38 protein-coding genes are annotated in these 24,084 nt (G+C 39.4%); all 38 read left to right on the top strand.

Translation table 11 applies throughout. The annotated features are described in order from the left end of the window. The first annotated feature begins 4 nt into the window (after window positions 1-4). The 38 genes from fusA (at window position 5) to DET49_RS18535 (ending at window position 23,942) form a co-directional block, all read left to right on the top strand. Entirely contained in the window at window positions 5-2,113 is a 2,109-nt protein-coding gene (gene fusA / locus DET49_RS17285) for an elongation factor G (RefSeq protein ID WP_133549952.1), read from the top strand. Window positions 2,114-2,123: 10 nt separating this feature from the next. Continuing rightward, on the top strand, window positions 2,124-2,429 hold the full coding sequence (rpsJ, locus tag DET49_RS17280; protein ID WP_037319211.1) for a 30S ribosomal protein S10: 306 nt from the start codon (window positions 2,124-2,126) through the stop codon (window positions 2,427-2,429). Window positions 2,430-2,594: 165 nt separating this feature from the next. Then, window positions 2,595-3,206, top strand: a complete 612-nt coding sequence (rplC, locus tag DET49_RS17275) for a 50S ribosomal protein L3 (RefSeq protein ID WP_133549950.1) — start codon at window positions 2,595-2,597, stop codon at window positions 3,204-3,206. Beyond that, window positions 3,206-3,835, top strand: coding sequence for a 50S ribosomal protein L4 (gene rplD / locus DET49_RS17270; RefSeq protein ID WP_133549948.1), 630 nt, complete (start codon window positions 3,206-3,208; stop codon window positions 3,833-3,835). Before rplC ends, rplD begins: the two co-directional genes overlap by 1 nt. Window positions 3,836-3,840: 5 nt before the next feature. Further along, on the top strand, window positions 3,841-4,131 hold the full coding sequence (rplW, locus tag DET49_RS17265) for a 50S ribosomal protein L23 (RefSeq protein WP_075324952.1): 291 nt from the start codon (window positions 3,841-3,843) through the stop codon (window positions 4,129-4,131). Window positions 4,132-4,140: 9 nt separating this feature from the next. After that, entirely contained in the window at window positions 4,141-4,968 is an 828-nt protein-coding gene (gene rplB / locus DET49_RS17260; protein ID WP_133549946.1) for a 50S ribosomal protein L2, read from the top strand. 6 nt (window positions 4,969-4,974) lie between these two features. Then, complete coding sequence (gene rpsS / locus DET49_RS17255) at window positions 4,975-5,253, top strand: 30S ribosomal protein S19 (protein ID WP_057482232.1); 279 nt, start codon at window positions 4,975-4,977, stop codon at window positions 5,251-5,253. 8 nt (window positions 5,254-5,261) lie between these two features. Continuing rightward, complete coding sequence (rplV, locus tag DET49_RS17250) at window positions 5,262-5,669, top strand: 50S ribosomal protein L22 (protein WP_133549944.1); 408 nt, start codon at window positions 5,262-5,264, stop codon at window positions 5,667-5,669. 7 nt (window positions 5,670-5,676) lie between these two features. Then, complete coding sequence (gene rpsC, locus DET49_RS17245; RefSeq protein WP_133549942.1) at window positions 5,677-6,396, top strand: 30S ribosomal protein S3; 720 nt, start codon at window positions 5,677-5,679, stop codon at window positions 6,394-6,396. A 19-nt stretch (window positions 6,397-6,415) separates the two neighbouring features. After that, window positions 6,416-6,835: a 50S ribosomal protein L16 gene (rplP, locus tag DET49_RS17240; protein WP_057482229.1), complete on the top strand. Its 420-nt coding sequence runs from the start codon at window positions 6,416-6,418 to the stop codon at window positions 6,833-6,835. Window positions 6,836-6,847: 12 nt separating this feature from the next. Beyond that, on the top strand, window positions 6,848-7,039 hold the full coding sequence (gene rpmC / locus DET49_RS17235) for a 50S ribosomal protein L29 (RefSeq protein ID WP_037319233.1): 192 nt from the start codon (window positions 6,848-6,850) through the stop codon (window positions 7,037-7,039). Window positions 7,040-7,057: 18 nt separating this feature from the next. Further along, window positions 7,058-7,315 carry a 30S ribosomal protein S17 gene (gene rpsQ / locus DET49_RS17230; protein ID WP_037319236.1) on the top strand — a complete coding sequence of 86 codons (258 nt, stop codon included), beginning with the start codon at window positions 7,058-7,060 and terminating at the stop codon, window positions 7,313-7,315. Further along, window positions 7,315-7,683: a 50S ribosomal protein L14 gene (rplN, locus tag DET49_RS17225; protein ID WP_037319239.1), complete on the top strand. Its 369-nt coding sequence runs from the start codon at window positions 7,315-7,317 to the stop codon at window positions 7,681-7,683. The genes rpsQ and rplN overlap by 1 nt, the downstream gene beginning before the upstream one ends. 12 nt (window positions 7,684-7,695) lie before the next feature. Further along, window positions 7,696-8,007, top strand: a complete 312-nt coding sequence (gene rplX / locus DET49_RS17220) for a 50S ribosomal protein L24 (RefSeq protein ID WP_133549940.1) — start codon at window positions 7,696-7,698, stop codon at window positions 8,005-8,007. A 2-nt stretch (window positions 8,008-8,009) separates the two neighbouring features. Then, window positions 8,010-8,561, top strand: a complete 552-nt coding sequence (gene rplE / locus DET49_RS17215) for a 50S ribosomal protein L5 (protein ID WP_133549938.1) — start codon at window positions 8,010-8,012, stop codon at window positions 8,559-8,561. A 2-nt stretch (window positions 8,562-8,563) separates the two neighbouring features. Further along, on the top strand, window positions 8,564-8,833 hold the full coding sequence (gene rpsN / locus DET49_RS17210; protein WP_133549936.1) for a 30S ribosomal protein S14: 270 nt from the start codon (window positions 8,564-8,566) through the stop codon (window positions 8,831-8,833). 65 nt (window positions 8,834-8,898) lie between these two features. After that, a complete protein-coding gene (rpsH, locus tag DET49_RS17205; RefSeq protein ID WP_133549934.1) occupies window positions 8,899-9,297 on the top strand; it encodes a 30S ribosomal protein S8 in 399 nt (132 codons plus the stop codon). Window positions 9,298-9,316: 19 nt separating this feature from the next. Beyond that, complete coding sequence (gene rplF, locus DET49_RS17200; RefSeq protein WP_133549932.1) at window positions 9,317-9,859, top strand: 50S ribosomal protein L6; 543 nt, start codon at window positions 9,317-9,319, stop codon at window positions 9,857-9,859. 12 nt (window positions 9,860-9,871) lie between these two features. Further along, a complete protein-coding gene (gene rplR, locus DET49_RS17195) occupies window positions 9,872-10,225 on the top strand; it encodes a 50S ribosomal protein L18 (RefSeq protein WP_075324943.1) in 354 nt (117 codons plus the stop codon). A gap of 6 nt (window positions 10,226-10,231) precedes the next feature. Beyond that, window positions 10,232-10,756: a 30S ribosomal protein S5 gene (gene rpsE / locus DET49_RS17190; protein WP_133549930.1), complete on the top strand. Its 525-nt coding sequence runs from the start codon at window positions 10,232-10,234 to the stop codon at window positions 10,754-10,756. 13 nt (window positions 10,757-10,769) lie between these two features. Then, window positions 10,770-10,952, top strand: coding sequence for a 50S ribosomal protein L30 (gene rpmD / locus DET49_RS17185; protein ID WP_075324941.1), 183 nt, complete (start codon window positions 10,770-10,772; stop codon window positions 10,950-10,952). 9 nt (window positions 10,953-10,961) lie between these two features. Next, window positions 10,962-11,414 carry a 50S ribosomal protein L15 gene (gene rplO, locus DET49_RS17180; RefSeq protein WP_133549928.1) on the top strand — a complete coding sequence of 151 codons (453 nt, stop codon included), beginning with the start codon at window positions 10,962-10,964 and terminating at the stop codon, window positions 11,412-11,414. An 11-nt stretch (window positions 11,415-11,425) separates the two neighbouring features. Continuing rightward, window positions 11,426-12,763 (top strand): preprotein translocase subunit SecY, encoded by a 1,338-nt coding sequence (secY, locus tag DET49_RS17175; protein ID WP_133549926.1) that lies wholly within the window; start codon window positions 11,426-11,428, stop codon window positions 12,761-12,763. A 2-nt stretch (window positions 12,764-12,765) separates the two neighbouring features. Next, entirely contained in the window at window positions 12,766-12,981 is a 216-nt protein-coding gene (gene infA / locus DET49_RS17170; RefSeq protein WP_013073244.1) for a translation initiation factor IF-1, read from the top strand. A gap of 119 nt (window positions 12,982-13,100) precedes the next feature. Then, window positions 13,101-13,217 carry a type B 50S ribosomal protein L36 gene (gene ykgO, locus DET49_RS17165; RefSeq protein ID WP_013305171.1) on the top strand — a complete coding sequence of 39 codons (117 nt, stop codon included), beginning with the start codon at window positions 13,101-13,103 and terminating at the stop codon, window positions 13,215-13,217. A gap of 2 nt (window positions 13,218-13,219) precedes the next feature. Beyond that, window positions 13,220-13,594, top strand: a complete 375-nt coding sequence (rpsM, locus tag DET49_RS17160; RefSeq protein ID WP_079712964.1) for a 30S ribosomal protein S13 — start codon at window positions 13,220-13,222, stop codon at window positions 13,592-13,594. Between the two features lie 8 nt (window positions 13,595-13,602). Further along, window positions 13,603-13,989 (top strand): 30S ribosomal protein S11, encoded by a 387-nt coding sequence (gene rpsK / locus DET49_RS17155; RefSeq protein WP_037319270.1) that lies wholly within the window; start codon window positions 13,603-13,605, stop codon window positions 13,987-13,989. 87 nt (window positions 13,990-14,076) lie between these two features. Continuing rightward, entirely contained in the window at window positions 14,077-14,682 is a 606-nt protein-coding gene (gene rpsD / locus DET49_RS17150; protein ID WP_133549924.1) for a 30S ribosomal protein S4, read from the top strand. A gap of 20 nt (window positions 14,683-14,702) precedes the next feature. Further along, window positions 14,703-15,695, top strand: a complete 993-nt coding sequence (locus DET49_RS17145; RefSeq protein ID WP_075324936.1) for a DNA-directed RNA polymerase subunit alpha — start codon at window positions 14,703-14,705, stop codon at window positions 15,693-15,695. A gap of 69 nt (window positions 15,696-15,764) precedes the next feature. Next, a complete protein-coding gene (gene rplQ, locus DET49_RS17140) occupies window positions 15,765-16,274 on the top strand; it encodes a 50S ribosomal protein L17 (RefSeq protein WP_133549922.1) in 510 nt (169 codons plus the stop codon). Between the two features lie 129 nt (window positions 16,275-16,403). Then, a complete protein-coding gene (gene carA / locus DET49_RS17135; protein ID WP_133549920.1) occupies window positions 16,404-17,516 on the top strand; it encodes a glutamine-hydrolyzing carbamoyl-phosphate synthase small subunit in 1,113 nt (370 codons plus the stop codon). Window positions 17,517-17,629: 113 nt separating this feature from the next. Continuing rightward, complete coding sequence (locus DET49_RS17130) at window positions 17,630-18,172, top strand: hypothetical protein (RefSeq protein ID WP_133549918.1); 543 nt, start codon at window positions 17,630-17,632, stop codon at window positions 18,170-18,172. After that, window positions 18,154-18,837, top strand: a complete 684-nt coding sequence (locus tag DET49_RS17125) for a hypothetical protein (RefSeq protein WP_133549916.1) — start codon at window positions 18,154-18,156, stop codon at window positions 18,835-18,837. Before DET49_RS17130 ends, DET49_RS17125 begins: the two co-directional genes overlap by 19 nt. 247 nt (window positions 18,838-19,084) lie before the next feature. After that, window positions 19,085-20,371, top strand: a complete 1,287-nt coding sequence (eno, locus tag DET49_RS17120) for a phosphopyruvate hydratase (RefSeq protein WP_133549914.1) — start codon at window positions 19,085-19,087, stop codon at window positions 20,369-20,371. A gap of 200 nt (window positions 20,372-20,571) precedes the next feature. Continuing rightward, window positions 20,572-21,855: a citrate synthase gene (locus tag DET49_RS17115; RefSeq protein ID WP_133549912.1), complete on the top strand. Its 1,284-nt coding sequence runs from the start codon at window positions 20,572-20,574 to the stop codon at window positions 21,853-21,855. A gap of 68 nt (window positions 21,856-21,923) precedes the next feature. Next, window positions 21,924-22,850: a dimethylarginine dimethylaminohydrolase family protein gene (locus DET49_RS17110; protein ID WP_243729710.1), complete on the top strand. Its 927-nt coding sequence runs from the start codon at window positions 21,924-21,926 to the stop codon at window positions 22,848-22,850. A 4-nt stretch (window positions 22,851-22,854) separates the two neighbouring features. After that, complete coding sequence (gene ctlX / locus DET49_RS17105) at window positions 22,855-23,781, top strand: citrulline utilization hydrolase CtlX (protein WP_133549908.1); 927 nt, start codon at window positions 22,855-22,857, stop codon at window positions 23,779-23,781. Between the two features lie 8 nt (window positions 23,782-23,789). Next, window positions 23,790-23,942, top strand: a complete 153-nt coding sequence (locus DET49_RS18535) for a hypothetical protein (RefSeq protein WP_166636608.1) — start codon at window positions 23,790-23,792, stop codon at window positions 23,940-23,942. Window positions 23,943-24,084: the final 142 nt, after the last annotated feature.

Here is a 24,084-nt window from a genome sequence, read left to right as displayed (position 1 = left end):
AAAAATGGCACAAAGAGATTTAAAATTTACCAGAAATATAGGAATTGCGGCTCATATTGATGCGGGTAAAACCACAACAACAGAGCGTATTCTATATTATACAGGGATAAGCCACAAAATAGGAGAGGTGCACGATGGTGCGGCTACTATGGACTGGATGGAGCAGGAGCAGGAAAGAGGTATTACCATTACTTCTGCCGCTACGCACTGTAAGTGGATGTACAGAGATCAGGAATTTACGGTAAACATTATCGATACTCCAGGTCACGTTGATTTTACCGTAGAGGTAGAGCGTTCTTTACGTGTATTAGATGGTGTTGTTGCATTGTTTAGTGCGGTAGATGGTGTTGAGCCACAATCTGAAACCGTTTGGAGACAGGCTGATAAATATAAAGTACCACGTTTAGGATTTGTAAATAAAATGGACCGTCAGGGAGCTGACTTTTTTAATGTGTGTAAGCAGGTTAGAGAAATGCTTGGTGGAAACCCAGTGCCATTGCAAGTTCCTATCGGTGATGAAATAGATTTTAAAGGAGTGGTTGATCTTATTTCCAAAAAAGCTATTATTTGGAATGATGAAGATCACGGGATGACCTATGATACTATAGATATTCCTGAGGAGCTTATGGAAGATGTGAATAAGTACCGAACTCAGCTCGTAGAAGCTGTTGCCGAGTATGATGAAGCATTGATGGAAAAGTTCTTTGAAGATGAAGACTCGATTACTGAGGATGAAATCATTGCTGCCCTTAGAGCTGCAACCATAGATATGTCTATCATTCCTATGATGTGTGGTTCTGCCTTTAAAAATAAAGGAGTACAGGCAATGCTTGATGCTGTGATGAGGTATATGCCTTCTCCGGTAGATGTTGAAGCTATTGTAGGTGTGAATCCTGATACCAATGAAGAAGAAAGCAGAAAGCCACACGTTGACTCTCCTTTTTCTGCATTGGCATTTAAAATTGCTACCGATCCTTTTGTAGGTCGTTTAGCGTTTTTCCGTGTTTACTCTGGAGCTTTAGATGCAGGATCGTATGTTTTAAACAACAGATCAGGTAAGAAAGAGCGTATATCTCGTATATACCAGATGCACTCTAACAAGCAAGAGCCTATAGATAGGATTGAAGCTGGTGATATTGGTGCAGCTGTTGGTTTTAAAGATATTAAAACCGGCGATACACTTACCAATGAGAAGCACCCAATCGTTCTTGAGTCTATGACTTTCCCTGAGCCAGTAATTGGTATCGCGGTTGAGCCTAAGACCAAGGCTGATGTTGATAAAATGGGTATGGCTTTGGCTAAACTAGCTGAAGAAGATCCTACTTTCCAGGTGAAGACTGATGAAATTTCAGGACAAACCATAATCTCTGGAATGGGAGAGCTTCATATTGAAATTCTTGTTGACCGTTTAAAGAGAGAATTCAAAGTTGAAGTAAATGAAGGTCAACCTCAGGTTGAGTATAAAGAAACAGTAACTAAAACTGCCGAGCACAGAGAGGTTTATAAAAAGCAATCTGGTGGTCGTGGTAAATTTGCTGATATTGTATTTGAGATGGGTCCTGTAGACGAAGACTTTGAAGGAAAAGGACTTCAGTTTGTAGACAATATTAAAGGTGGACGTATTCCTAAAGAATTTGTTCCTTCGGTAGAAAAAGGATTTAAAGAAGCAATGAAAAACGGTCCAATGGCTGGTTTTCAAATGGATACTTTAAAAGTAATCCTTAAGGATGGATCTTTCCACCCTGTAGATTCCGATCAACTTTCTTTCGAATTGGCTGCTAAAATGGGTTACAAAGCCGCTGCTAAAAAAGCCGGTGCTGTAGTTCTTGAGCCTATTATGAAAATAGAAGTAGTAACTCCAGAAGAAAATATGGGTGATATCGTTGGTGACTTGAACCGAAGAAGAGGTCAGGTGAACAGCATGTCAGACAGGTCCGGAGCTAAGATTATTAAAGCGGAAGTGCCTTTAGCTGAAATGTTTGGATATGTAACTACATTGAGAACATTATCTTCTGGTAGAGCAACTTCAACTATGGAATTTTCTCACTATGCTGAGACTCCTTCTAATATTTCAGAAGAAGTTATTAAAGCAGCAAAGGGTACAAACGAATAATATTAGGAAAATGAGTCAGAAAATAAGAATAAAACTAAAATCCTACGATCATAACCTGGTAGATAAATCTGCGGAGAAGATCGTGAAGACTGTAAAAACTACAGGTGCGGTGGTAACAGGACCAATTCCTTTACCTACTCACAAAAAACTTTTTACTGTTTTACGTTCTCCTCACGTGAACAAAAAAGCCAGAGAGCAGTTTCAATTAAGCTCTTACAAAAGGCTTTTGGATATTTACAGTTCTTCTTCAAAAACAATCGATGCGTTGATGAAGTTGGAATTGCCAAGTGGAGTTGAAGTAGAGATCAAGGTATAAGTATATCCCCGTGCAGGCGGGGATCCCAAAGGTTCTCACCACGGTGAGAATGAACATGTCCTGAGCAGTTGGCGAGGGAAAAACGGAAGAAAGATACATTCAGGGCGAAAGTATTTTTCTGCCCTGAATTTTTTTAAATAAATAAGTAATAATCAAAAATTAATTATGTCTGGGTTAATAGGAAAAAAAATAGGCATGACCAGTATTTTTGACGAGAACGGAAAAAATGTTCCGTGTACCGTTATAGAAGCAGGTCCATGCGTAGTTACCCAAGTCAGAACCACAGAGGTTGACGGGTATGAGGCACTTCAAGTTGGTTTCGATGACAAAAAGACTGCAAACAAGGCTGCTGAAGGGCATGCTAAAAAGGCAGGAAGCGTTGCAAAACGTAAAGTCGTTGAATTCAAAGGATTTGAAGCAGATTATAAATTAGGTGATGCGATCACTGTAGAGCACTTTAGCGAGGGAGAATTTGTAGATATTGCAGGTACTTCTAAAGGTAAGGGCTTTCAGGGAGTTGTAAAAAGACACAACTTCGGTGGTGTTGGTCAAGCAACTCACGGTCAGCATAACCGATTAAGAGCTCCGGGTTCTATTGGTGCAGCGTCTTATCCTGCACGGGTTTTCAAAGGAATGAAAATGGCCGGTAGAATGGGTGGAGAGAGAGTTAAAGTAGAAAACCTGAGAGTTTTAAAAGTGGTGGCAGATAAAAACCTTTTAGTAGTAAAAGGATGTGTGCCTGGTCACAAAAACTCATACGTAATCATTAGTAAGTAATGGAAGTAGCAGTTTTAGATATAAAAGGAAAAGAAACAGGCAGAAAAGCAAAGCTTTCTGATGCTGTTTTCGCTATAGAGCCGAATGATCATGCTGTGTACCTTGATGTTAAGCAATATTTAGCTAATCAACGCCAGGGAACTCATAAGGCCAAGGAGCGTGCTGAAATTACGGGAAGTACTCGTAAGATCAAGAAGCAAAAAGGTACTGGTACCGCGCGTGCGGGTAGCATTAAATCTCCAATTTTTAAAGGAGGTGGACGTGTTTTTGGACCCAGACCAAGGAATTATGGTTTTAAATTGAATAAGAATTTAAAACGTTTGGCAAGAAAATCGGCTTTATCAATAAAAGCAAAAGGGGAATCAATTTTTGTAGTTGAGGACTTTTCTTTTGATGCGCCAAAGACAAAAAGTATGATTGATGTTTTGAAAGCCCTTGGTATTCAGGACAAAAAATCGCTTATAGTGTTGGGTGACTCAAATAAAAACGTATATTTGTCGTCACGTAATTTAAAAGGACTTGAGGTTGTAAATTCCTCAGAATTAAGTACTTACGGAATTCTTAATGCTAAGAATATTGTATTGCTTGAAGGTTCTTTAGAAGGAATTGAGTCGAATTTAAGTAAATAAGCCTTATGAGTATCTTGATAAAACCAATTATTACAGAAAAAGCCACCGGAGATAGCGAGTTAAATAACCGTTTTTCTTTCGTGGTAGACAATAAGGCGAATAAGATTGAAATTAAAAATGCAGTGGAAGCTGCCTACGGAGTTTCAGTTGAAAAAGTTCGTACCATAAATGTCCGTCCGGATCGTAAAACCAGATATACAAAATCTGGTATGATCACTGGTAAAACCAAAGCTTTTAAAAAGGCATTGGTACAGGTGACGGAAGGTGAAACTATTGATTTATACAGTAATCTTTAAGATTAAAAAATGTCAGTTAGAAAATTAAAACCAATCACCCCTGGCCAGCGTTTTAGAGTAGTAAACGGGTATGACGCCGTGACTACTGATAAGCCGGAAAAAAGCCTTTTGGCTCCGATTAAAAAGTCAGGTGGTAGAAACAGTCAGGGAAAAATGACGATCCGCTACAAAGGTGGAGGTCATAAAAGACGTTACAGAATTGTAGACTTTAAACGCGACAAGCACGGGATTCCTGCTACTGTTGCAAGTATAGAATACGATCCAAACCGAACAGCCTTTATCGCATTGTTGAATTACCAGGATGGTGAGAAACGATATGTTATTGCTCAAAACGGGTTGCAGGTAGGTCAAAATATTGTATCAAGCACAGATTCGGCTGCTCCAGAAATTGGAAATGCAATGCCGTTATCAAGCATTCCGCTTGGTACTGTGGTTTCTTGTATTGAACTAAGAGCCGGGCAAGGTGCTGTTATGGCAAGAAGTGCCGGGGCTTTTGCTCAGTTATTGGCAAGAGAAGGAAAATATGCAACCGTAAAACTACCTTCAGGAGAAATTAGAAGAGTGTTAGCTACGTGTATGGCGACTATTGGAGCTGTATCAAATAGTGATCACCAGCTTCAAGTTTCTGGTAAGGCTGGTAGAAAACGTTGGTTGGGTATTAGGCCAAGAACAAGACCAGTTGCGATGAACCCTGTAGATCACCCAATGGGTGGTGGTGAAGGAAGAGCTTCCGGTGGTCACCCACGTTCAAGAAAAGGTTTACCTGCTAAAGGTTTCAAAACCCGTTCAAGAACAAAAGCGAGTAATAAATATATTGTAGAACGTAGAAAGAAATAATAAGATATGGCACGTTCATTAAAAAAAGGACCTTACGTTCACTATAAGTTAGATAAGAAGGTTGCTCAGAATGTTGAGTCTGGAAAAAAAGCCGTGATCAAGACCTGGTCTAGAGCTTCTATGATTACTCCAGATTTTGTAGGGCAAACCATCGCTGTTCATAACGGGAAACAATTTGTACCTGTTTATGTGACAGAGAACATGGTAGGGCATAAATTAGGAGAATTTTCACCAACACGTTCCTTTAGAGGGCATTCAGGTGCAAAAAATAAAGGTAAAAGATAATTGAAGCTATGGGAGTTCGTAAAAGAGAAAGAGCAGAGCAGATAAAAGAAGCCAAAAAACAGGTAGCTTTTGCAAAGTTGAATAACTGCCCTACTTCACCTAGAAAAATGCGCTTAGTTGCGGATTTAGTAAGAGGTGAGAAAGTAGAAAGAGCGCTTCAAATATTAAAATTCAGTACAAAAGAAGCTTCTGGACGTTTAGAGAAATTATTGCTTTCTGCAATAGCCAACTGGCAATCTAAAAACGAAGATGCTAATATTGAAGAAGCTGAATTGTTTGTAAAAGAAATCCGTGTAGATGGAGGAGCGATGCTTAAAAGGCTACGTCCTGCACCACAGGGTCGCGCACATAGAATTAGAAAGAGATCCAATCACGTTACTTTGGTGCTTGGAGAAAACAATAATACACAAAGCTAAGTAGAGTATGGGACAGAAAACAAATCCAATCGGGAATCGCCTTGGTATCGTAAGAGGATGGGAATCCAACTGGTACGGAGGAAATGACTACGGCGATAAATTGGCCGAAGACGATAAGATTAGAAAGTACATCCATGCTCGACTTTCAAAAGCGAGTGTATCTAGGGTAATTATTGAGCGTACGCTTAAGCTTGTAACCGTTACTATCACCACTGCCAGACCGGGTATCATTATCGGTAAAGGCGGCCAGGAGGTAGACAAGCTTAAAGAAGAGCTGAAGAAAATTACCGACAAGGAAGTTCAAATTAACATCTTTGAGATTAAGAGGCCAGAACTTGATGCGCATTTAGTGGCATCTAGTGTTGCAAGACAAATTGAAAATCGTATTTCTTACCGTCGTGCAATTAAAATGGCTATCGCGGCTGCTATGAGAATGAATGCAGAAGGGATCAAAATTCAGATTTCCGGACGTTTAAATGGTGCTGAAATGGCACGTTCAGAAGCATACAAAGATGGTAGAATTCCTCTGTCTACTTTTAGGGCCGATATTGACTATGCTTTAATTGAAGCTCACACTACCTATGGTAGATTGGGTGTTAAAGTATGGATAATGAAAGGCGAAGTGTACGGTAAAAGAGATCTTTCTCCCCTTGTTGGTATGTCCAAGAAGCAAGGAGGAAAACCTGGAGCCGGTCGAGGTGGTAACAAATCACGTCGTAGAAAGTAATTTTTTAAAGTAAAGAAAAATGTTACAACCTAAAAGAACAAAATACCGTAAACAGCAGAAGGGCCGTATGAAAGGTAATGCCGGAAGAGGGCATAGACTCTCTAATGGAACCTTTGGAATTAAATCTATGGATTCTAGTTTCATTACTGCCCGTCAAATTGAAGCTGCACGTATTGCTGCTACCCGATATATGAAAAGGGAAGGTTCTATCTGGATTAAAATATTTCCAGACAAGCCGATCACTAAGAAACCTCTAGAGGTTCGTATGGGTAAAGGTAAAGGTGCCGTGGAATATTGGGCTGCTGTTGTAAAACCAGGAAGAATTATGTTTGAAATTGGTGGAGTGCCAATGGATGTTGCCAAGGAAGCTTTAAGGCTTGCGGCACAGAAACTTCCTGTAAGAACCAAATTTATTGTAGCTAGAGATTATCAAGCTTAATATTATAAAGTTATGAAACAATCAGAAGTAAAAGAACTGTCTGTGGCAGAATTACAAGAAGAGCTTGGGAAATCTAGAAAAGCATATTCAGATTTGAAAATGGCTCACGCAGTTTCGCCATTAGAGAACCCAATACAGCTTAGAGCTGTACGAAGAACTATAGCGAGACTTGCTACAGAGTTAACTAAAAGAGAACAACAATAAGTGTTATTCTGCTGAAAGATGGAAAAAAGAAATTTAAGAAAAGAGCGTATAGGTGTTGTTACCAGTAATAAAATGCAGAAATCAATCGTGGTTTCTGAAGTTAAGAAAGTAAAACACCCTATGTATGGAAAATTCGTTTTGAAAACGAAAAAATACGTAGCGCACGACGAAACAAACGACTGCAACGAAGGAGATACTGTAAGGATCATGGAGACACGACCTTTAAGTAAATCAAAATGTTGGAGATTAGTAGAAATAATTGAAAGAGCGAAGTAATGGTACAACAAGAGTCTAGACTAAGAGTAGCAGACAATACCGGGGCAAAAGAAGTTTTGACCATTCGTGTATTGGGCGGTACAAAGAAAAGATACGCTTCTGTTGGGGACAAGATAGTTGTCAGCGTAAAAGAAGCTACACCTAACGGTAATATCAAAAAAGGTGCAGTTTCAACAGCAGTTGTAGTTCGTACCAAGAAAGAAGTACGCAGGCAGGACGGGTCCTATATCCGTTTTGATGATAACGCCTGTGTATTGCTAAACCCTACCGGGGAAATGCGCGGAACTCGTGTATTTGGTCCGGTTGCGAGAGAACTTCGTGATAAGCAATTCATGAAAATTGTATCATTGGCACCCGAGGTGCTTTAATACATTAACAAGATGAGAAAGCTTAAAATAAAATCTGGAGATACTGTAAGAGTTGTTGCCGGTGATCATAAAGGTCAGGAAGGTAAAGTTCAAAAAGTACTCATAGAAAAGAATAAGGCCATCGTGGAAGGTGTGAACACTATCTCAAAACATGAGAAGCCAAGTGCATCTAACCCACAAGGTGGAATTGTAAAGAAAGAAGCTCCTATTCATATTTCTAACCTTTCTTTGTTAGACAAAGATGGTAATACTACCAGAGTTGGATATAAAGAAGAGGATGGAAAGAAAGTAAGATTTTCCAAAAAATCTAATGAAGTAATTTAGTTATGGCATACGTACCAAGACTTAGAGCAGAATATGCAGAGCGAGTTAAGCCTGCATTAAAAGAAGAATTTAGCTACGCTAACGTAATGGAGATTCCAAAACTAGAGAAAATAGTTTTGAGTCGTGGCGTTGGTGCAGCTGTAGCAGATAAAAAGCTAATTGACCACGCTGTAGATGAACTTTCTACCATCACCGGTCAAAAAGCGGTGCAAACCATTTCTAAAAAGGATGTTGCTTCGTTCAAACTTCGTAAAGGAATGCCAATTGGGGCAAAAGTTACTTTGCGAGGATACAGAATGTACGAATTCCTAGATCGTTTAATCACATCGGCACTTCCACGTGTTCGTGACTTTAACGGGATTAAGGCTAATGGTTTTGATGGTAGAGGAAACTATAATTTAGGTGTTACCGAACAAATCATCTTTCCGGAGATCGATATTGATAAGGTAAACCGAATTAATGGTATGGATATCACCTTCGTGACCACGGCAAAAACCGATAAGGAAGCGAAATCATTGTTAACCGAACTAGGATTACCTTTTAAAAAGAATTAATTATGGCTAAAGAATCAATGAAAGCCCGTGAGGTGAAGAGACAAAAAATGGTTAAAAAGTATGCGGATAAGCGCGCTGCTCTTAAAGAGGCAGGTGACTTTGAAGGTTTACAGAAATTACCAAAGAATTCTTCTCCTGTACGCTTGCACAACCGTTGTAAATTAACTGGTAGGCCAAAAGGTTATATGAGACAGTTTGGACTTTCTCGTGTAATGTTTAGAGAGATGGCTAACAAGGGATTAATTCCTGGGGTTAGAAAAGCTAGTTGGTAAAATATAAATTGGTTGAAGGTTCTCCCGAGTGACGGGATGAAAACCACATCCGCAAATTAAGATAGATGAATACAGATCCTATTGCAGATTATTTGACGAGAGTTAGGAACGCTGTGGCTGCAAACCACAGGGTGGTAGAGATACCAGCTTCTAACCTTAAAAAGGAAATTACAAAAATATTATTCGACCAGGGATATATCCTTAGTTACAAGTTCGATGATGCCACTGCTCAGGGAACGATTAAAATCGCCCTGAAATATGACAAAATCACAAAAGAACCTGTAATTAAAGCTATCCAGAGAATAAGTAAACCCGGTTTACGTAAGTATGCTGGCGCTGATGAATTACCTCGTATCCTTAACGGTCTGGGTATTGCTATAGTTTCTACTTCTCACGGTGTAATGACCGGGAAGCAGGCTAAAGCCGAAAAAGTTGGTGGTGAAGTATTGTGTTACGTTTACTAATACTTAAAAGACTAAAGAAATGTCAAGAATAGGTAAAAGCCCAATTACAATTCCAGAAGGTGTCAATGTAGACCTTAAAGATGGTGTTGTAACGGTAAAAGGAAAATTAGGAGAACTTAAGCAGCAAGTGAGCGACATTGATGTGAAAATTGAAGATGGCGTAATTACTTTTGAACGTTCTTCCGAGAAAAGTGATCAAAAAGCAAAACACGGTCTTTATCGTGCTTTGATTAACAATATGATTGAAGGGGTTACTGACGGATATACGAAATCTTTGGAACTTGTAGGAGTTGGATATAGGGCTTCTAACCAGGGACAAAAATTAGATTTAGCCGTTGGGTTTTCCCATAATATTGTAATAGATTTGGCGCCGGAAGTTAAAGTAGAGGCGATTTCAGAGAAAGGGAAAAACCCAATCGTGAAATTAACTTCTTATGATAAACAACTTGTGGGCCAGGTAGCTGCTAAAATACGTTCCTTTAGAGCACCAGAACCTTATAAAGGTAAAGGTATCAAGTACGTTGGAGAACAATTACGTAGAAAAGCAGGTAAATCAGCTTAATAAAGTTTAGATATGGCAGTTTCAAAACAAGATAGACGAAATAAGATAAGAAAGCGTGTTCGTAAGTCAATTACGGGTACCGCTAGCCGTCCAAGATTATCTGTATTTAGAAGTAATAAAGAAATTTATGCTCAAATTATAGATGATGTAGAAGGAAAAACACTAGCTGCAGCCTCTTCGAGAGATAAAGGCGTGTCAGTAGAGGGTGATAAATCCAAGCAAGCAGAATTGGTTGGTAAAGCCCTTGCTGAAAAAGCTTTGAAAGCCGGTGTAGAAACCATTTCTTTTGACAGAGGTGGTTACCTGTATCACGGAAGAGTTAAATCATTAGCAGAAGGTGCTCGAGAAGGAGGACTAAAATTCTAGAAAATTATGTATCAAGATTATAAAAACGTAGAACATGTAAAACCGGGCGGACTTGAATTAAAAGACCGTTTGGTAGGAGTACAACGTGTGACCAAAGTGACCAAAGGTGGTAGAGCTTTTGGATTTTCTGCTATCGTAGTAGTAGGAGATGAGAATGGTGTTGTTGGGCAAGGTTTAGGGAAATCTAAAGAAGTTGCTGATGCCATCTCTAAAGCTGTGGAAGATGCAAAAAAGAATTTAGTGCGTATTCCTTTACATAAAGGAAGCCTTCCTCACGAACAAAAAGGTAAGTATGGTGGTGCAAGAGTTCTTTTGCTACCTGCTTCAACTGGTACCGGGATTATTGCCGGTGGTGCAATTCGTGCGGTACTGGAAGCGGTTGGTGTACACGACGTACTTTCTAAAAACCAGGGGTCTTCAAACCCACACAACGTAGTAAAAGCTACTTTCGATGCATTACTTCAGTTAAGAAGCGCAGATACTGTTGCTAAACAACGTGGTATTTCATTAGAAAAGGTTTTTAAAGGATAAATCAAGGAGAAAGATGGGAAAGATAAAAGTTACAAAAGTAAAAAGTGCTATTAACCGTTCTAAAAACCAGAAATTGGTTTTGGAGTCTCTTGGTCTGAAGAAGATAGGCCAGACGGTTGAGCACAACGATACGCCAAACATCCTTGGTATGGTAAATAAAGTTAAACATTTAGTTTCCATTGAGGAAACAAAATAATAGATTCACATGGAATTAAATAACTTAAAACCTGCAAAAGGTTCAGTTAAGAGTAACAACAAGCGTGTTGGCCGTGGAGAAGGATCAGGTAAAGGTGGTACTGCCACCCGTGGTCACAAAGGGGCTAAATCTCGTTCTGGTTACTCCAAGAAGATAGGTTTTGAAGGTGGACAGATGCCACTTCAGCGCCGTGTTCCAAAATTTGGTTTCACTAACAGAAATCGTGTAGCTTACCAGGGTGTGAACCTTGATACTTTACAGCGTTTGGTTGATGAAGGTAAAATTAAAGATACTGTAGATGTTCAAGCCTTGATCGAAAACGGTCTTGTAGGTAAAAACGAACCAGTTAAGATATTGGGTAGAGGTGAATTAAAGGCAAAGTTGAAAATATCTGTTCATAAATTTACGGCCTCAGCAAAAGAAGCTATAGAAGCTGCTGGAGGTGAAGTTGTTACTTTATAATAGATAGCCAAATGAAATTCATCAATACTATTAAAAATATTTGGAAGATCGAGGAACTAAAAAATAGAATTTTAGTAACCCTCGGTCTATTGTTGGTATATCGTTTTGGGGCACAAGTAGTGCTTCCCGGAATAGATGCCTCACAGCTGACTAACCTGGCAACTCAAACTGATGGCGGTCTTTTAGGTCTGCTTAACGCGTTTACGGGGGGTGCTTTTTCTAACGCCTCTGTATTTGCTTTGGGTATTATGCCCTATATCTCGGCCTCTATTGTGGTGCAATTAATGGGTATTGCGATACCTTATTTGCAAAAACTTCAGAAAGAGGGAGAGAGCGGTAGGCGTAAGATCAATCAGATCACACGTTGGTTAACCATTGCAATTACCCTGGTACAGGGACCTGGTTATATTTATAACCTTTTTGCTACACTTCCCCAGCAAGCCTTTTTGTTAGGTGACACGGTGACCTTTGTAGCTTCTGCTGTAGTAATTCTTACTACGGGAACCATTTTTGCAATGTGGTTGGGTGAAAAGATCACGGATAAAGGTATTGGTAATGGTATTTCGTTATTAATTATGGTAGGGATTATTGCGACCTTGCCACAAGCATTCATTCAGGAATTCGCTTCCAGGGTATTTGAATCTAACGGTGGACTTATTATGATTCTTATCGAATTGGTAATATGGTTTGCTATTATTCTAGCTGCGGTAATGTTGGTGATGGCTGTACGTCAGATCCCCGTGCAATATGCTAGAAGAAGTGCCTCCGGTGGTTATGAGAAAAACGTTTTTGGATCCAGACAGTATATTCCACTTAAGCTTAATGCTTCGGGTGTAATGCCAATTATATTTGCCCAGGCTATTATGTTTATCCCGGCTGCTGTAGCAGGGTTGTCAGATTCTGATGCTGCCCAGGGGGTAACCGCTGCCTTTAGCGATATATTCGGCTTTTGGTATAATGTAGTATTTGCGTTATTAATTATCGTTTTTACTTACTTCTATACCGCCATTACTGTGCCTACCAATAAAATGGCTGATGATCTAAAGCGAAGTGGAGGATTTATTCCCGGCATTCGTCCAGGAACTGAAACCGCGGAGTTTTTAGATAGAATTATGTCTCAGATTACCTTGCCAGGATCTATTTTCCTAGCTCTTCTTGCTGTGTTCCCAGCAATCGTAGTGCAGGTCTTAGGTGTGCAACAGGGATGGGCATTGTTTTTTGGAGGAACCTCGCTTTTAATTATGGTTGGAGTTGCAATAGATACTATGCAACAAGTAAATTCTTACTTGCTCAATAGACATTACGACGGATTAATGAAAACAGGTAAAAACAGAAAAGCAGTAGCTTAATTATGGCAAAACAACCGGCAATAGAACAAGACGGAACAATTATAGAAGCATTATCTAATGCGATGTTTCGTGTAGAATTGGAAAATGGTCACGTTGTGACAGCTCATATCTCTGGGAAGATGCGTATGCACTATATTAAATTGTTGCCTGGAGATAAGGTGAAGTTAGAAATGAGCCCTTATGATTTGAGTAAGGCGCGTATAACATACAGATACTAAAAGTAATTTGAGCTATTTGTAAAATTTTCAGTACTTTTGCAACCTGAAAAATTTATGAATGCTGAAATCCTGATTCTGAGCATATTTCAGAAATCAGTGAATTGTAAAAAACTAAAGAGATGAAAGTTAGAGCATCAGTAAAGAAAAGAAGTGCCGACTGCAAGATTGTACGCAGAAAAGGGCGCCTCTACGTAATTAACAAAAAGAATCCTAGATTTAAACAAAGACAAGGCTAATTATGGCAAGAATTGCAGGGGTAGATATACCTAAACAAAAGCGAGGAGTTATAGCATTGACCTATATCTTCGGAATTGGTAGAAGCAGGGCTCAAAAGATCCTTAGCCAGGCCAAAGTAGATGAAAGCAAAAAAGTTTCTGATTGGGACGATGATGAAATTGGTCGTATTCGTGAAGCTGTTGGTGAATTTACAATCGAAGGAGAATTACGTACAGAGGTTCAGATGAGTATTAAGCGTCTTATGGATATTGGATGCTATAGAGGTATTCGTCACAGAAGTGGTTTACCGCTTAGAGGACAGAGAACCAAGAACAACTCAAGAACCAGAAAAGGTAGAAGAAAAACAGTTGCTAACAAGAAGAAAGCGACTAAATAGTAATTAATATGGCAAAGAAGACAGTTCAAAAAAAGCGTAAAGTAACCGTTGAGTCCGTAGGACAAGCGCATGTTACGGCTTCTTTCAATAACATTATAGTTTCCCTTACCAATAAAAAGGGTGACGTTATTGCTTGGTCATCTGCAGGAAAAATGGGTTTTAGAGGTTCCAAGAAGAATACTCCTTATGCTGCCCAGTTAGCTGCAGAAGACGCGTCTAAAGTAGCTCACGAGGCTGGTTTGCGCAAAGTTAAAGTTTACGTTAAAGGGCCGGGGAATGGTAGAGAATCTGCTATTCGTTCGCTTCATAACAACGGGATTGAAGTAACAGAAATTATTGATGTTACTCCATTACCACACAATGGATGTCGTCCTCCTAAGAGACGTAGAGTTTAATAATAAGTATAACAATAAGAGAGGAGTTAAGATTATCGAAGGACAGAGACCTTAATTCATAATCCCTTTCTTCTAAATTCAAAGTTAATGGCAAGATATACTGGTCCAAAGACTAAAATAGCCCGTAAATTCGGGGAAGCTATTTTTGGAGACGATAAGTCTTTTGAGAAAAGAAATTACCCACCGGGACAACACGGTAATAACCGTCGTCGCGGTAAAAAATCTGAATATGCTATCCAGTTGATGGAAAAGCAAAAAGCAAAGTATACCTATGGTATTCTTGAGCGTCAGTTTAGCAATATGTTTAAAAAAGCTACAAGATCGCAGGGAATTACTGGTGAAGTTCTACTTCAACTTTGTGAATCACGTCTTGATAATGTTGTTTTCAGAATGGGGATCGCACCTACAAGAAGCGCAGCAAGGCAATTCGTATCTCACAGACACATTACGGTAAATGGTGAGTTGGTAAACATACCATCTTATCAGTTGAAAGCGGGTGATGTAGTAAGTGTTCGAGAAAAATCAAAATCTTTACAGGCAATCCAGGATTCACTAGCTAACTCTAGCAGTGTATACGAATGGATTACCTGGAATAACGAAACAAAACAAGGAACTTTTGTTTCAGTACCCGGACGTATTCAGATTCCGGAAAACATAAATGAACAATTCATCGTCGAATTATATTCGAAATAATAATTCACAGAAGTCGTAATATGGCAATACTAAATTTTCAGAAGCCCGATAAAGTTATAATGATTGATTCAACCGATTTCGAAGGGAAATTTGAATTTCGCCCTTTGGAACCTGGTTATGGATTGACCGTTGGTAACGCTTTAAGAAGAGTGCTTTTATCTTCGTTGGAAGGTTATGCAATCACTTCAATTCGTATAGAAGGCGTAGATCACGAATTCTCCGCTATTCCAGGAGTTGTTGAAGACGTAACAGAAATTATCCTGAACCTTAAACAAGTAAGGTTCAAAAGGCAAATTGATGAAATAGATAACGAAGCCGTTACCATTTCTGTATCTGGAGAAGAACAAATTACTGCCGGTCACTTCCAAAAATTCATTTCAGGCTTTCAGGTCCTAAACCCAGATCAGGTGATCTGTACCGCAGACAAGAAAGTTAACCTGAATATGGAAATGACCATTGAAAAAGGTAGGGGTTATGTTCCGGCCGAAGAAAACAAAAAAGCCAACGCACCTCTTGGAACTATATTTACGGATTCTATCTATACACCAATAAAGAACGTAAAATATAGTATTGAAAACTATCGTGTAGAGCAAAAAACCGATTATGAAAAACTGGTTTTTGAAATTGTAAGCGATGGATCTATACATCCAAAGGATGCACTTACTGAAGCAGCGAAAACACTTATTCACCACTTTATGTTATTCTCTGATGAGCGTATTACGCTAGAGGCAGACGAAATAGCACAAACCGAGACTTATGATGAAGAATCGCTTCACATGAGACAGTTGTTAAAGACTAAGTTGGTGGATATGGATCTTTCAGTAAGAGCTTTAAATTGCTTGAAAGCGGCAGAAGTTGATACCCTGGGAGACCTTGTTTCTTACAACAAAAATGATCTTATGAAGTTTAGAAACTTCGGTAAGAAATCTTTGACAGAGCTTGAAGAACTGGTAAGTAATAAAGGACTTAACTTTGGTATGGACCTTTCAAAATACAAATTAGATAAGGACTAATACATCAGTAGTTTTCCATAAAAGCCGGCAAAAGATCGCGCTTTGGGAAAATGAATTAAGAACAAAACAATGAGACACGGAAAGAAAATTAACCATTTAGGTAGAAAGACCGCTCACAGAAAGTCTATGCTAGCCAATATGGCCTGCTCTCTTATAGAGCACAAGAGGATCAATACCACCGTAGCTAAAGCAAAAGCTTTAAAAGTTTTTGTGGAGCCTTTGGTAACAAAGTCTAAAGAAGATACAACCCACAATCGCAGGTTGGTATTTAGTAAACTACGCCAAAAGGAAGCTGTAGCCGAATTGTTTCGTGATGTAGCTCCAAAAGTTGGTGACCGCCCAGGTGGATACACAAGGGTGATTAAATTAGGTAACCGACTTGGGGATAATGCTGATATGGCTCTTATCGAGTTAGTTGATTACAACGAGACTTACAAGCTAGGAAAACCAGAGAAGAAGAAATCTACACGTAGAGCGGGTAGAAAGAAATCCACTGAGGCTACTCCAAATGCTCCAAAGGCAGAAGGAAAAACAGAAGAGAAATCTTCAGAAAATAAAGAAGATAAAAAAGACGAATAAAAATGAATCTTTTAAAGTTCTAATATTTAAAAAGGATAAACTCTCTGGGTTTATCCTTTTTTTATATCTTAAATCGAAGTTATCTTTTCCGCAGCGGCGGAAATCCCACAACACAACACAATTTTAAAAATGAAGTACCAAACCCGAAAAAAAGCGATTATCCTCCTGGAGGACGGCACTATCTTTCACGGAAAAGCTGTAGGAGACAAAAACGGTAAGGCCGTTGGAGAAGTTTGTTTTAATACCGGGATGACCGGTTACCAGGAGATCTTTACAGATCCTTCCTATTACGGCCAGCTGATGGTAACCACCAATGCGCATATTGGGAATTACGGCACCCTGGCCGAAGAAAGCGAATCTGATAAAGCCAAGATCTCCGGACTTATCTGTAAAAACTTTAGTTATACCCATTCCCGGGCAGCAGCGGATTCCTCCCTTCAGGAATTTTTAGAGGACAGTAATCTTTTTGCAATTTCCGATGTCGACACCCGCGCCTTGGTTACTTATATTCGCGAGAACGGCGCAATGAACGCCATTATTTCTACCGATGTTGATAATATTGAGGGCCTGAAAAAGGAACTTGCCGAGGTGCCGGATATGAACGGACTGGAGCTCGCTTCTAAAGTATCTACTAAAGAACCTTATTATTTTGGAAACGAAAATGCGACTTATAAAATCGCCGCGTTAGATGTGGGCATTAAAAAGAATATTCTTCGGAATTTTGAAAAGCGCGATGTATATGTAAAGGTTTTTCCTTACAATGCTACTTATGAGGAATTGAGCCAGTGGAATCCTGACGGTTATTTTCTTTCAAACGGTCCAGGAGATCCACAACCCTTAGAAAGTGCGATCAAACTTACAAAGACAATTATAGAAAAAGATCATCCGCTTTTTGGTATCTGTCTGGGTCACCAGATCATTGCCATTGCCAACGGCATTAAAACCTATAAAATGCATCACGGCCACCGCGGAATAAACCACCCGGTAAAAAACCTTAAAACCGGAAAAGGAGAGATTACCTCTCAGAACCACGGTTTCTCGGTTGATAAGGCGGAAACCCAGGAAAATCCTGATGTGGAGATTACCCATATTTGTCTAAACGATGATACGGTGGGCGGAATCGCGATGAAACACAAAAATTGTTTCTCCGTGCAGTACCACCCTGAAGCAAGTCCCGGACCTCACGACGCCAGTTACTTATTCGATGAATTTATGGAGCGAATAAAAAGAGCAAAAGCTTAAAATATTTAAAAATGTTTTGCTAAAGGAGCCCAGAACGTAAAGGTTTTGGGCTTTTCTTTTGTAAAAACTGTTTTTATTCTAAATTGCAGCCTCAATTTCATCAAAACTCATCAATGAAAAAACGATTACTATTTAGCTTTTGCCTATTCTCTTTTCTAACCATCAATGCACAACAAGATCAGGCTTCGGTTGAAGACGGATTATTTTCAGTAAACATATTAACTCCCGGGTTAGAATATGAATACGGACTTACAAAATCCACAACTCTTGATTTAAGATTGGGGACAGGCTTCTCTTATTTTGAGAACAGCTATTTTGGGGAAGATTTTGGAATTTACCCCATATTTAATGCTCAATATCGGTATTATTATAATTTGGACAAACGTCTCGATAAAGGGAAAAATATAAGGAACAACTCTGCTAATTATATTGCATTAAGCGGAATTGTTCAATCAGGAAAACCAGTTATTGGTAATCTGGAATATAATGATGCTTATTTTGGAGTTATCGGACCCGTTTGGGGTTTACAGCGTTATTATGATAGTGGTTTTAAATTAGATCTTAATTTAGGAGCGGGTTATGGTTTTAATGAATCAGGAGAATCTTATCTTTCTCTTTTAATCGGGTTTAGACTTGGATGGCTTCTTTCAAATTAATTTTCTGCAGTCTTTTACTTCTTTGTATTTCTGAACTCAAGGCTCAAAAGCATCCTGTTTTCTACGGAGGTATTGAAATGTACCGGCATACTGCTTTTGAAAATAACGGCTTTGCAAAATTTTCAGTAGGATCTCAAATTTACCAATTCAAATTCCTTGCCCCGGAGATAGGTTTTGATTTTGGAGGGGGTACGTTAAGGGAAAGAACTGTCTTTGGTGAAAATTTTAATATTCAAGATCCAAGCAAAGGCCTTTTAAGGCAAGGCTTTAAATTTTCAGTACTTACCCTGAATCCAAAACTTAAATTTGGTGAAGAAGATGCCTATATTACTTTTTCTCCAAAATATCACCTTGGCAGGTTAAGGGGAGAGTCAGCTTATCTGGAGTACAGTGGTAATAATAATAGGTACGTGGGTGTTAAAGAAAGTGAAGATACTACCTTAAAAACTTCTTTTTGGAGTTTCGCTATAGGTTTTGAAGGTTTACAAATTACATCAAAATACTGGTTTGCGCTTTCACTTCATTATACACTGATTAATGCCAATGATGTTTGGGACAAGATGGAGTTTTCAGCCCAGGACGCATTTATACAGTCAGCTTCCACTTCTACTATAGGATTGGGTTTTCGTTTTTATTACAATCCTTTCGGCTCAGCATACGATTAGGAATTTCAATTTTTAATCCAGAGTTTCAAAAGCTAAGCGGGATTTTCGAATTGATTATTCGCTATGGGTGCAGGTAATTTCGTAATAAATAAAACCTTTTACTGAGATTCTGTTAAGGAGTTGCTTTTAGAAAACCATTTCGTGTTTCCATAATGTTATAAATGCTTTAAAACTACCCGTTTCCCTCGCTTTTTTAGGCTTCAATTTGTATCTTGCATTTAAATCAATTAATTAATTAAAGAAGATTATGAGTGTAATAATTAATATTCACGCCCGTCAGATTTTTGACTCCAGAGGAAATCCAACCGTAGAAGTAGATGTATTAACTGAAAATGGAATTTTAGGAAGGGCAGCAGTGCCTTCCGGAGCTTCTACGGGGGAGCATGAAGCTGTAGAGCTTCGTGACGGAGGTGATGATTATATGGGTAAGGGTGTGACCAAAGCCGTAGAAAATGTAAATGATATAATTGCTGAGGAATTATTGGGGTATTCTGTATTTGAACAGAACCTGATCGATAAGGCCATGATTGAAATAGACGGTACTCCTAATAAAGCCAAACTGGGAGCAAATGCTATCCTGGGTGTATCTCTGGCCGTAGCTAAAGCTGCCGCAAACGAACTTGGATTGCCATTGTACCGATACATCGGGGGAGTAAGCGCTAATACGCTTCCTGTACCCATGATGAATATTATAAACGGGGGGTCACATAGTGATGCGCCTATCGCTTTCCAGGAATTTATGATCATGCCGGTAAAGGCGGAAAGCTTTTCTCACGCGCTAAAAATGGGAACTGAAATCTTCCATCATCTTAAAAAAGTATTGCACGAGCGCGGTTTAAGTACTGCTGTCGGGGATGAAGGTGGTTTTGCACCTACATTGGACGGAACTGAAGATGCTTTAGATACTATTCTCAAAGCAATTAAGAATGCCGGTTACAAAGGAGGTGATGAAGTAATGATTGCTTTGGATTGTGCAGCTGCTGAATTTTATGAAAACGGAAAGTACGATTATAAGAAATTTGAAGGTGAAGGCGGAAAAATAAGATCTAGCCAGGAGCAGGCTGAATATCTTGCTGAACTTGCTTCTAAATACCCTATCATTTCCATTGAAGATGGAATGGATGAAAACGACTGGGATGGTTGGAAAGCTTTAACCGATAAAATTGGAGATAAGGTTCAGCTCGTTGGAGATGATCTATTTGTAACCAACGTGGAACGACTCTCAAGAGGAATTGAAGAAGGAATTGCTAATTCCATCCTTATTAAAGTAAACCAAATCGGAACGCTGACCGAAACTATTGCAGCAGTAAATATGGCGCACAACGCTGGCTTTACTTCCGTGATGTCTCACCGTTCTGGCGAAACCGAAGATAATACCATTGCCGATCTTGCGGTAGCTTTAAATACCGGCCAGATTAAAACCGGATCAGCTTCAAGAAGTGACCGTATGGCAAAATACAATCAGTTAATAAGAATTGAAGAGGAACTAGGCGAGGTTGCTTATTTTCCAAAGCGTAAGGCATTTAAGATCTAATTAGAAGATTCTATTAAAAATCAATTCCCTTTTGAAGAAATTTTAAAAGGGAATTTTTTTTGGACATAATTCAACAAAAAAGCTGGCGATATCACTTGTTTCACTGAAAATCTTATCGACGCTTAACGCAAAATTAACAGTAGATTTCTTAAATTAGCAACTCTCGAAAATAAGTTGAATCAAGTATATAAAATTAAGATATGTCAAAAGTTGCGACGATTGAAATCAATGGGGAAAAATATGAATTTCCCGTTGTAGAAGGAACCGAAAACGAATTAGGGATAGATATAAAGAAATTACGCGCTGAAGCTGGCGTTATTACCCTGGATCGGGGTTATAAAAATACCGGAAGCTGTGAGAGTGCCATTACCTTCCTTGATGGGGAAAAAGGAGTGCTGCGTTACCGCGGGTATCCCATTGAAGCCCTGGCAGAAAAAGCGGATTTCCTTGAAGTTGCCTACCTGCTTATTTTTGGGGAGTTACCGACAAAGACCCAATTAGATAAATTTTATGCTGATATTAAAGAGGAGTCTGCCGTAGATGAAGAGATGAAAAAAATCCTTGATGGATTTCCAAAATCGGCCCATCCAATGGGAGTGCTTTCCTCCTTAACCAGTGCACTTATCGCCTTTAACCCTTCTTCAGTAAATGTTGAATCTGAAGAAGAGATGTATAAGGCCATAGTGAAGATTCTTGGTAAATTCCCGGTTCTTGCAGCCTGGACCCTTAGAAAGAAAAACAGCCTTCCGTTAAACTATGGCGACGATTCCCTTGGTTATGTAGAGAACCTTCATAAAATGATGTTTGAAAAACCGGGAAAAAGTTACAACGTAGATAAAGCGGTTATTGAGGCCTTGGATAAATTATTAATACTTCATGCGGATCACGAACAAAACTGTTCTACTTCTACCGTACGCATGGTAGGTTCTTCTCATGCAGGGCTTTTTGCTTCAATTTCAGCCGGAATTTCCGCACTTTGGGGTCCACTGCACGGTGGCGCCAACCAGGCAGTGATAGAAATGCTCGAGAGGATTAAAGAGGATGGTGGGGACACCAAGAAGTTTATGGCAAAAGCCAAAGATAAGGAGGATCCTTTCCGTCTTATGGGCTTTGGTCACCGCGTTTATAAGAACTTCGATCCCCGTGCGAAAATTATCAAGAAATCTGCAGATGAGGTCCTTGGACAACTCGGCGTAAATGATCCTGTACTGGACATTGCCAAGGGACTTGAAAAAGAAGCTTTGGAAGATCAGTATTTTGTGGATAGAAAATTGTATCCAAACGTGGATTTCTATTCCGGAATCATATACCGTGCCCTGGGTATTCCTGTAGAAATGTTTACCGTGATGTTCGCTCTTGGTAGACTCCCGGGTTGGATCGCTCAATGGAGAGAGATGCGACTGATGAAAGAGCCCATAGGACGTCCACGTCAGATATACACCGGTGCAAACCTGCGTGAATTCAAAGAGGTTGGAAAGAGATAGGAATATCTTCTTCCTATTAATAAATTCGCAAAAAGCTTCATCATCGTATGAAGCTTTTTCTATATTTGATGAAAATTTTACTTGTGAAATTGAATATCAATAATGAGACTTCCCGGCTTAGAGCGGTTGTTTTAGGAACCGCCCAAAGCAATGGACCCGCACCTTCTTTAGAACAGGCATACGATCCAAAATCAGCAGAATTTATCAGAATGGGAGCCTATCCCAAAGAGGAAGATATGACCAGGGAAATGGAAGCCGTGGCCAGGGTGTTGGAGAAATATGACGTGCAGGTTTTTAGACCAAAAGTCATTAAAGATTACAACCAGATTTTTACTCGCGATATCGCTTTTGTGATCGAGGATAAATTCGTTAAATCTAATATCCTGCCGGATAGAGAGCAGGAAATTCAGGCTATCAGCCATGTGATTGAACAAATAGATCCTTCCAAAATAGTACAGCTACCCCATGAAGCCCATATAGAAGGAGGTGATGTGATGCCTTTTGGCGATTACATTTTTGTGGGAACCTACCGCGGCCGCGATTATAAAGATTTGATCACCGCGCGAACCAATGTTCAGGCTGTAACAGCCCTACAGGAGTTATTTCCGAATAAAAAAGTGGTTTCTTTCAATTTGAGAAAGTCAAATACAGAACCCCGGGATAATGCATTGCATTTGGATTGCTGTTTTCAGCCTGTAGGCAGAGGAAAAGCCATCATTCATAGAAACGGTTTTTTAGAGGAAGAAGAATATCAATGGCTGGTCGATTTTTTCGGAAAAGAGAATGTTTTCGAAATCTCCCGTGATGAGATGTATTATATGAATTCCAATATTTTCTCTATTGCAGAAGATGTGGTAATTTCAGAAATGAATTTCACTAGATTAAACACCTGGTTAAGGGAGCAGAATATTACCGTAGAAGAAGTACCTTATGCTGAAATTTCAAAGCAGGAAGGTCTGTTGCGTTGTTCCACCCTTCCACTAATTAGAGAATAAAATTATGAGACAGATTACAGATACCATTTTAATGGTGCGCCCGGTAGCCTTTAGAATGAACGAGCAAACCGCGGTAAACAATTATTTTCAGAAGGATCTGACCGGCGATAATGTAAATGAGCGCGCACAGGCCGAATTTGACCAGTTTGTTTCAAAACTCAGAAAAGTTGGGGTCAATGTTATTGTGGTAGACGATAAACTGGAAGACGATACCCCGGACTCTATTTTTCCTAACAACTGGGTTTCCTTTCACGAAAATGGCCATATCGCCTTATATCCCATGTTTGCTGAAAACAGGAGAAAAGAACGGCGCATGGAGTATTTCTCCAGCTTAGAGGATAACGGATTTAAAATCACGCAAATCGTGGATTACACTTCAGCTGAAGAGCACGATTTATTTCTGGAAGGTACCGGCAGTATCTTGCTGGACCGGGAAAACCAAAAGGCCTATTGTGCCTTATCCCCAAGAGCAGATGAAGATGTGCTCATAGAATTTTGTGAGGATTTTGAGTTTACTCCGGTTATTTTTAAAGCCAATCAAAGTGTAAGTGGAAAAAGAAAAGCGATCTATCACACCAATGTGATGATGTGCCTGGCTGAAAAATTTGCCGTAATCTGCCTGGATACTATCGATGATGCCAAGGAGCGCAAAAATGTACTAAAGCACTTAAAGAGTGATGGGAAGGAAGTCATTGTGATTACGGAAGCACAAATGCATGAATTTGCAGGGAATATGTTGCAGGTACAGGGGGCTTTTGATAAGAAATACCTGGTGATGAGTGCACGTGCCCATCAAAGTTTAACCCAGGATCAAATCGCTAAAATTGAAAAATACTGCGAGATTTTAAGCAGTGACCTGGACGTGATTGAAACATGCGGCGGGGGAAGTGCTCGCTGTATGATGGCCGAGGTGTTTTTACCAAAAGCATAGCTGATCTTTTGCTACAGAAAAGACCTGTTTGGTTAGGCCTGAATGGGTTTTATGATGGACAAACCCCTGGAAGAGAATATGGAAAGTGTTCAGGCGAATTTGTGCCTGGGATTTTTACTCCTTTTGGTAAATGGATGGAAGTAAGCCTGATTCGTATCTGAATCTTTCGAGGTTTTCAGTATTTTTTATACAATTCCCTTAAAAATAATAACCTGAGTTCGACGTAAGAAAAGTAGTTTTTTAGCATGAAAAAAGCAGAAATATGGTTATATTTAAGTGTCTGAAAACCAAAATACTAACCTA

It is taken from the genome of Salegentibacter sp. 24, from assembly GCF_004362395.1.
Lineage (GTDB): Bacteria > Bacteroidota > Bacteroidia > Flavobacteriales > Flavobacteriaceae > Salegentibacter.
Note: the sequence above shows the minus strand (reverse complement) of the source record. Positions and strands in the feature narration are given on the sequence as shown.